Source organism: Streptomyces bikiniensis (assembly GCF_000716625.1).
Lineage (GTDB): Bacteria > Actinomycetota > Actinomycetes > Streptomycetales > Streptomycetaceae > Streptomyces > Streptomyces bikiniensis.
Genome location: NZ_JNXJ01000028.1, coordinates 75,597 through 83,345, shown reverse-complemented (window position 1 = coordinate 83,345; position 7,749 = coordinate 75,597). Strand labels below are relative to the sequence as shown.

The 7,749-nt window shown below is 78.0% G+C and carries 5 protein-coding genes; all 5 read right to left on the bottom strand.

Features of this window, described 5'->3' with window-relative positions; all coding sequences use genetic code 11:
• Positions 1-366: 366 nt before the first annotated feature.
• The 5 genes from OO47_RS21940 to OO47_RS37970 all read right to left on the bottom strand — a co-directional run bounded on the left by OO47_RS21940 (position 367) and on the right by OO47_RS37970 (position 7,739).
• Positions 367-585, bottom strand: coding sequence for a hypothetical protein (locus OO47_RS21940; protein WP_030207445.1), 219 nt, complete (start codon positions 583-585; stop codon positions 367-369).
• Between the two features lie 127 nt (positions 586-712).
• On the bottom strand, positions 713-3,880 hold the full coding sequence (locus tag OO47_RS38625) for an SAV_2336 N-terminal domain-related protein (RefSeq protein WP_033209913.1): 3,168 nt from the start codon (positions 3,878-3,880) through the stop codon (positions 713-715).
• Positions 3,881-3,887: 7 nt separating this feature from the next.
• On the bottom strand, positions 3,888-4,904 hold the full coding sequence (locus OO47_RS21930) for an AAA family ATPase (protein ID WP_030207441.1): 1,017 nt from the start codon (positions 4,902-4,904) through the stop codon (positions 3,888-3,890).
• Between the two features lie 121 nt (positions 4,905-5,025).
• Entirely contained in the window at positions 5,026-7,071 is a 2,046-nt protein-coding gene (locus OO47_RS21925; RefSeq protein ID WP_033209910.1) for a VMAP-C domain-containing protein, read from the bottom strand.
• Positions 7,068-7,739 (bottom strand): CU044_2847 family protein, encoded by a 672-nt coding sequence (locus OO47_RS37970; protein WP_234323260.1) that lies wholly within the window; start codon positions 7,737-7,739, stop codon positions 7,068-7,070. Before OO47_RS37970 ends, OO47_RS21925 begins: the two co-directional genes overlap by 4 nt.
• Between the last annotated feature and the right edge of the window lie 10 nt (positions 7,740-7,749).

The window sequence follows — 7,749 nt, the reverse complement described above, 5'->3', positions numbered from 1 at the left end:
GGTCATGACGGCCTCCGCGCCGGGGGGTGGGGCGGGGTTCCCGCCGGGGGATGGGGCGGGGTTCCCGCCGGACTCGCCACTCCCGGCGGCCGTGCGGAGGTCCGGTGGACGGGGGCCCGGCGGGCAGGGGTCCGGCAGGCGGGGGCCCGGCGGGCAGAGGTCCGGCGGGCGAGGACCCGGTGAACGACGTCCTGCCGGGCCAGGACTCGACGGGCCACGGCCCGGTGGGCCAGAGACCGGCCGGTCCGGCTCTCGTCGGCCGAGGCCCGGCGGGCCGAGCCCCGGTGGGCCGAGTCCCGACGAACCAAGCCCCGGTGGGCCGAGCCCCGGTGGGCTAAGCCCCGAAGGCCGAAGGTCCCGGCCAGGTCATTCGGCGCCCTCGTCGGAGAACCACGACTCGCCCAGCTCCGACGCGCGTCCGAGGACGCGGTCGACCTCGGCCACGAGCGCCGGGTCCTCCAGGACGCGCAGGGTGCGCAGGTCGACGGCCGCGAGGTCCGGCAGGTGTGCCGCGCGGTCGGGCAGGCGTGCCGTGCGGTCGGCGCCCCGGCCGGCACCACTCGTCCACCCCGTGTGCTCGAACACCCTCGGCTCCTCCTCACCGGCGCCCGTCCCCCGCAGTCGTAGCGGCGGAGCGGTTCTTCCCGAGGCCGGGAAGCCGGAAACACGTTCGACTCAACTGCGCCCATGTGCGCCCCCGTCGTCACGCCGCTCACCCGGCCGCATCGGCCGAGGTCCACCAGGGGGGCGCGATGCTCCGCCGGTCCCGTTCGGACGGTCCGCCGGGCGGCGGGCCGTCCCCGGCCTCGGCCTCCGCCCTCGCGAGCAGTGCCCTGGTCCGCTCCACGTCGGCCCCGTCCACCTCCACCAGGCCGTCCGTGAGCCGCCGCCACCGTTCGGCCGCGGCGCGCAGCGCGGTCCCGGCGCGGCCGGGGCGCCCCATCAGGAGCAGGACGGCACCCTGGCCGTGCAGGGCGCGGGCGGCGGTGACCGAGCCGGGGGCGTCGCCGTGGGCGGCGCGGGCGTCCTCCTCGGCGCTGCGGTAGGCGGTGAGCGCGGAGCCGATCAGACCGTCCCTGGCCACTTCGGACAACTCAAGCCGCACCCGGGCCAGTTGCAGCCACGCCTCGGCCCGTGCGCCGGGCTCGTCGGTGCCGCGGACGGCCTGTTCCAGGAGGTGGCGGCTCTCGAAGAGGTCGGGCAGGAACCCGGCGCGGTGGAAGCGGAGCGCGAGCACGCTGCCGACGAGGGTGCGGGCCCCGGCCCGTTCGGGCGCGTCGGCGGGCAGCCGGGTGAGGGCCTCGCGCAGGACCCCCTCGGCCCGGTCGACGGGGGCCGTCCCGCTGTCGGCGGTGGCGCGGCGCAGCAGGGACCGGCCCCAGGCGAGCAGGGTCAGGCCGCGCTGTTCGCTGTCGGTGGGGGCGAGCAGGGTGGCCTCCTCGTAGGCCGCGTCGGCGGCGGCCCCGTCGCCGGCCGTGTCGTACAGCCGGGCGCGGGCGGTGGTGAAGCGGAGCCGCAGGGCGCGGCCGTCGCCGAGGAGGGGTTCGGCGCGGTCGAGGACGGGGGCGATCCGGCCGGGTCCGGCCCCGGCGAGGTGGAGGGCGTCGGCGAGGTCGAGGAGGACGGCGGCGCTCTCCCGGAGGCCGAGGGCGGTGGTGAGCTCCCCGGCGGCGGCGGTGCCGTCGCCCCGGGCCAGGAGCAGGCGGCCGCGGCGCAGGTGGAGGGTGTGGCGAGTGGTTTCCGGCCAGCGCTCCGGGGGTTCGGCGAGGGCGTCGAGGGCGGCGTCGAGGTGGCCGGGGGCGTCGGTGTCGCGCCACAGGGCGTGGTGGACGACGGCGAGTTCCAGCCGGGCCTCGGCCCACGCCTCGTCGCCGGTCCCGGCCAGTTCCCCGGCGCGTACGAGGGTGTCGACGGCCCGGGCGAGGAGTTCCGCGCGCCGGCCGGAGCGCCGGGCGGCCGCGGTGCCGGCCTCGGCGTGGAGGGCGCGGGCGAGGACGATCCGGGCCTCGACGGGTTCGGCGTCGAGGGCGGCCTCGGCGCGCTCGCGGGCGCCGGCGAGGAGGGCGGGGTCGGACTGGCCGCGGCCCTGGGCGAGGAGGCGGCGGGCCTCGGTGAGCGGGTCGGGGGTGACGAGGTCGGGGTGGTAGAAGCGGAGCACGCGCGCGGGGATGCGGGCGAAGAGTTCCGCCTCCGCGCTGTCGGGCCCGAGGGGTTCGTCGGTCGCGTCGGTCGGGGCGGCGCCGCTCCCCGGCTCACCCCCGCCCCCCGTACCGGTGCCGGCCAGGCGGGCGGCGGCGAGCGCCGGGAAGTTGCGCATGCCCTGGCCGAAATTGCGCTCCACGTAGGCGGAGCAGTGTTTGAGGACGAGGGCGGCGGCGCTGGGGTCGAGCGAGCCGAGGAAGTGCTGCTGGACGCCCGGCGGATAGCTGAAACAGGGGTACGGGGCGGGGCCCGGGAGGCGCCGCAGGAGCCCGCTGAGCAGGACCTCGGCCAGCTCCATGGGGCCGGTGTCGGGGAGCATGGCCCGCTGGACGAGCTGCATGACGGGCAGGGTCAGGGGCGCGGCCGCGAGGTGGACGGCGAGCCGGAGCGCGCCGGGCGAGGCGCCCGCCCGGAAGGCGCGGAGCAGTTCCTCGTCACCGCGCAGGGCGCGGGACGGCCGGGGGGCGTGCGGTCCGGCCGGTCCGGGGGCGAGCCGGGCGGCCCAGCCGCGTACGGCGTCGCCGCCGTGGCCGGTGCGGAGCCGGGCCCAGGAGGCGAAGGCCTCGGGGGTCGGGGTGAGGACGGGGACGGCCTGGTGGCCGGGGACGGGGAGTCCCCAGGGCTCGTCGTCGGAGCGGAAGGCGGTGTGTCCGCCGGGGGCGGCGGACCGCTGGAAGGTGCCGGGTTCGGCGGGGAGCGCGGTGCGGGGCCAGAGGCGCGGCGGCAGGGGCTGGACGAGGGCGAGCGGGGAGTGGCGGGGCCACTGGCGCAGGAAGCGCTGGGCGGCGCCGCGCTGCCAGAGGGGCCCGACGCAGTCGCTGACGACGAGGGTGAGGCGGCGGCCCGTGGGGTCGTGGAGCTGGTCGACGGGGCGCAGCCGGGGCCGGCCGTCGGCGCCGGAGGTGGTGGTGACGAGCGGGGGCCCGTCGCCGGTGTCGTACAGGCGGTGGACCTGGACGTCCCGGAAGGCGCCGGACTGCTGGCAGGCCTGGCGCAGTTCCTCGACCATCCGGCTCCAGACGCCCATGGCGGGGCCCGTGTCCATGAGGAGCTGGATGTCGGGGCGGTGGCCGGAGGCCGGGCGCAGGACGGGGGTGAGGATGCCGGCGGCGGCGCTGCGTTCGGCGGTGGCCTCCTCGTCGAGGACGCCCTCGCCGGGCCGGGGCGGGGCGGGGGCGTAGTCGCGCAGGGGGCGGAGGGCCTTCTGGAGGCCGAGGAGCCCGGGGAGCGCGTTGGCTCCGGGGGCGCGGACGGGCAGCCCGGCGCCCCGCTCCGTGCGCCCCGCGCCGCCGCGCGCGCCGGTGGCTCCGGCGCGCAGGTGGAGGGAGACGGACTCCCGGGCGGCTCCGTCCGCGCCGCGCACGAGCCCGTCCACGTCCCGTACGACTCCGTCCCCGCCCCGTACGACTCCGTCCCCGTCCCGTACGGAACCGTCCTCCGCGCGCGAGGAACCGCCCGTACCCCGATCGTCCCCGCCCCCGTCCCAGTCCCGGGTCCCTTCCCGGTCGTCGGCGCCGTCCCCGGCCGTCCCGGGACGCGGGCCGGTCTCCGGCTCGGGGCCGGGGAGCCAGCGGGCCAGCCAGAGGGCGTCCGCGAGGTCCTCGGCGGTCGGGTCCTGGCCGCCGGCTCTCAGTCTGCGGGCGAGTTCCGCCAGGTGCGGCCGGTCCGGCCGGTGCATCCGGTCCTCACCTCGGCTGGTCGAGCGGTTGCATGAGCATGTCCGCGATGCGCTCCCTGGTGACCCGCTCGGCGCGGGAGGCGTGCTGGGTGAGGTAGAGGGCGTTGAGGAGCTGGTCGGTGGCGATCACCTCGCCGGGCTCGCGGTTCAGGAACCGCTGGACGAGGTCCCGTTCGCCCTCGCCGGTGGCGGCCTCGGCGCCGAGGTGGGCCTCGATCATGGCGCCGAGCTGCTCCTCGCCGGGCGGTTCGAGCTCCAGGCGGATGCAGCGGCGCAGCAGGGCGGCGGGGAAGTCCCGTTCGCCGTTGGAGGTGAGGACGATGAAGGGGAAGGTGGTGCAGCGGACCCGGCCGCCGAGGATCCGCACCTTGCGCCCGTCGTCGCTCAGGACCTCGACGACGGGCTCCCGGTCGGCCAGCCGCTCCAGCTCGGGGATGGCGAACTCGCCCTCCTCCAGGGCGTTCAGGAGGTCGTTCGGCAGGTCGAGGTCGCTCTTGTCGAGCTCGTCGATGAGCAGCACGCGGGGCTGCTCGGAGGGGAGCAGGGCGGTGCCGAGCGGGCCGAGCCGGATGTACGAGCCGATGCCGGCCGGGGTCGCGGCGGCGGAGCCGGTCGAGTCGGGCCGGGCGCGCTCCAGTTGGACGTCCTGGAGGCGTCCGATGGCGTCGTACCGGTAGAGGCCGTCCTGGAGGGTGGTGCGGCTGACGACGGGCCAGCGCAGCACGCGTCCGAGGCCCAGTTCGTGGGCGACGGCGTGGGCGAGGGTGGACTTGCCGGTGCCGGGGTTCCCGGTGACGAGGAGCGGACGCCGCAGGTACAGGGCCGCGTTGACGGCGTCGGTCTCGGCGGGCCGGGGGTGGTGGTTCTGGACGAGCCGGCGGCGGACGCCGAGCCTCCGGTCGGAGCCCGCCAGGGTGTCGTCCGCGCCGCCGGCCGAGAAGTCGCGCCAGGGCGGCGGGGCGGGCAGCCGCCGTATCTCGTCGTGCGGGAGACCGGCACCACGGTAGATCCGCCAATCGCTCACGATGGACTCCTCCTGGCTGTGGTGTCGGTGCCGGGCGCGTCGAAAATACCGCCCGGCGGCGGGGGCTGCCGATGTCCGTTCCGGCCGGATCGCGGCGGTGTCGTCCCGGTGGTCGCTCGGGTCACTGCTCCCCCTCCCCGAGCAGGGGCGGGGCCTCCAGGCGCCCGCCGTGCGGGGGCCGGTCGGGCGGGTCGAGGAGTACGGCGATGGTCTCGGCCCACGCGTAGGCGGCCCGCGCCTCGGGTCCCGCCGCCCGGTCGGGGGCGCGGGTGCGCAGGGAGCGGACCGGGCCGCGCACGCCCCAGGCGGTGGCGGCGTCCGCGAGCAGCCGGTCGGCCCGCTCGTGGAACTCCGCGCAGTCGGTGTGGTCGTGGGCACCGGTCCGCCAGAGGGCCAGCGGGTGGCCGGCGGCGAGGGCGGCGTTCATCGCCATGAGCCCGTCGCCGCTGCCGACCGGGCCGCAGTGGACGGGGACGGCGCCGCCCTCGGCGTCGCGCAGCCGGTCGTAGGCCTCCGCCCAGGTCTCCCGGCGCACGCGCGCGGTGTGGGCGTCCGCGCCCGCGCCGGGCACCTCGGCGCGCAGCGGGACCGCGCGCAGCGGGCCGCGCTCCCCCGCCTCCCAGCGCTCGCGCCACTCGGGGGCCGGTTCGCGGGCGTGGCGGCGGGCGTCGCGGATGACGACGATCCGGCGCTGGCCGAGGGTGGTCCCCCAGGCGTCCTCGGGGCCCTGGGGCGGTTCGAGCCGCCAGGTGTCGAGGGGTTCGTCGAAGAGCTCGCGCGGCAGGACCGCCTCCACGGCGGCGAGGTGCGGTCCGCTGTCGCCGCGCCGCAGGGCGTCCGCGAGCGGTTCGCGCAGGGTCTCCCGGAGCCGGGCCCGCTCGACGCCCCGGTCGTCGCAGTGGAGCGGGCTGACCGTGTGCCCGTCGAGGAGGAGCTTGACCCGCCACGGGTAGCGCCGGTCGTAGCGGGGGGTGTCGATCTCCAGGAGGACGTCGGCACGCGCGCGGGGTTCGCGCACGGAGAGGGACGCGGGCCGGCCGGGGCCGACGAGCCGGTCGATCGCGCGCCTCAGGTGGCGGTCGGCGTCGCCCGACTCGTCGACGATCCAGCGGGTGAGGGCGGCGGTGTCGGCCCGCTCGCCGTACCGCTCGGAGACGTGCCGGACGACGTGGGCCGCGTACAGGAGGACGGCGTCGAGGTCGAGGTCGCGGACGCCGTCCCGGCGGGGCGCGCGCAGGCCCCGGAGGAGCCCGGCGCCCTCGCTCCAGGTGCGCGGGTCGTCCTCCAGGGCGTCCGGCAGGTCGTCGTCCCTGATCCAGGCCTTGACCCGGTCGACGAGGTCCATGACCTCGCCGGGCGCGGTGGGCGCGGGGAGTTCGGCGAAGTGCCCGTACAACTGGGTGCGCAGGCCGGGGCTGACGCCGTGGGAGGCGGGAAGGAGACGCTGGGCGCGGGTCCAGTCGGGCCGGTCGTCGAGGGAGCGGTAGCGGGCGAGGTGGTGGCGGTCGTGGGCGCGCAGCGCCTCGCCCATCGCCGCGCCGCCGGGGAGGTCGTAGAGCCGGCGCAGGGCGGTGACGGGGACGACGGCGCCGCCGTCGCGTCCGCGTCCCTTGTTGAGGCCGACGACGGCCCCCTGGGCGAGGTCGACGACGGGGCCGCCGGAGCAGCCCTCGACGGGCATGACCCAGTCGGTGATCAGGGCCTGTCCGTCGCTGCCGATCAGGTTGCCCCGGACCTGCCGGACGCCGAGCTCGCCGGTCTCGCGGGACCAGCCGTGCAGGCCGACGGCGGTCGGCGGGACGGGCGGGCGCTCGCCGAGGCGTACGCAGGACGCCTTCTGCGTGCCGGGCACGCGCAGGAGGGCGACGTCGGGGAAGCCCCACCGGTCGGGCGGGTCCTCGGGCCGCTCGGGGCGGGGCAGGGCGAGCACGACGGTGCCGGTGGCCTCGCGGGCGGTCTTGCCGTCCTCCCAGGTCACGCCGACGACCGGCTCGCTCCTCCACACCGCGCTTCCCCCCTCGGCCACCACATGGGCGCAGGTCAGCACCCAGCCGGGGGCGATGAAGAACCCGGTGCCCCAGTACCGGTCGCCGTGCGGGTCATACCCGCTGCCGGGAGCGGCGATGCGCACCAGTGCGGGGCGCACGAGAGCGTCGAAGGCGCTCATGCGGCTCCGTCGGCCGCCGGACGCGCGTGGGGGCCGTTCTCGGGGTGCGGCCCGGTGCCTTCCGTGCGCGGGGCGCGTGCCGGGGGGACGGGCGGCGCGGGGGGAACGGGAGGTGCCGGGGGCGTCGGGGGCGCGGCCGGGACCGGCGGGACGGCCGGCGGGTGGTACGCGGGCGCGTGGGCGGGACCCGGGGCGGGGTCCTCGTCCGGTACGGATACGGATCCGGCCCCTGGTGCGGCTTCGAGCCCTGCTTCGGCTTCGGGCCCCGCCTCGGCTTCGGGTCCTGCCCCGGCTTCGAGCCCTGCTTCGGCTTCGGGTCCGGGTCCTGCCCCGGGTCCGGGTCCTGGTTCGGTCCAGGTGAGGGAGACGTTCACGGAGGCCGTGCCCGACCCGTCCGCGAGGATCCCGATCACCTTGCCCGACTGCGCCGTCAGTTCGATGCCGAAGCTGACGGCGACCTCCACGGGCCCCCGGGGATCGAGCCCGGCGCGCAGCGAGCCGACCACCCCGCGCACGACGTCCGTGAGCCCCCCGGCCATGGAGACCACCCGGTCCCTGACGCCGGTGTCCTGGAACCCGCCGCCCCCGCCGAGCTCCTCCGCGTCGCCGACCCGCGCCCACACGGGCGTGCCGTCGTCCAGCCGAATCCGCGCGATCCCCCGTGCCACAGCGGCCCCC

Excerpts from the sequence above, each read along its gene's own strand:
- OO47_RS21925 (WP_033209910.1), bottom strand. The coding sequence starts at position 7,071 with ATGAGCGCCTTCGACGCTCTCGTGCGCCCCGCACTGGTGCGCATCGCC.
- OO47_RS38625 (WP_033209913.1), bottom strand. The coding sequence starts at position 3,880 with ATGCACCGGCCGGACCGGCCGCACCTGGCGGAACTCGCCCGCAGACTG.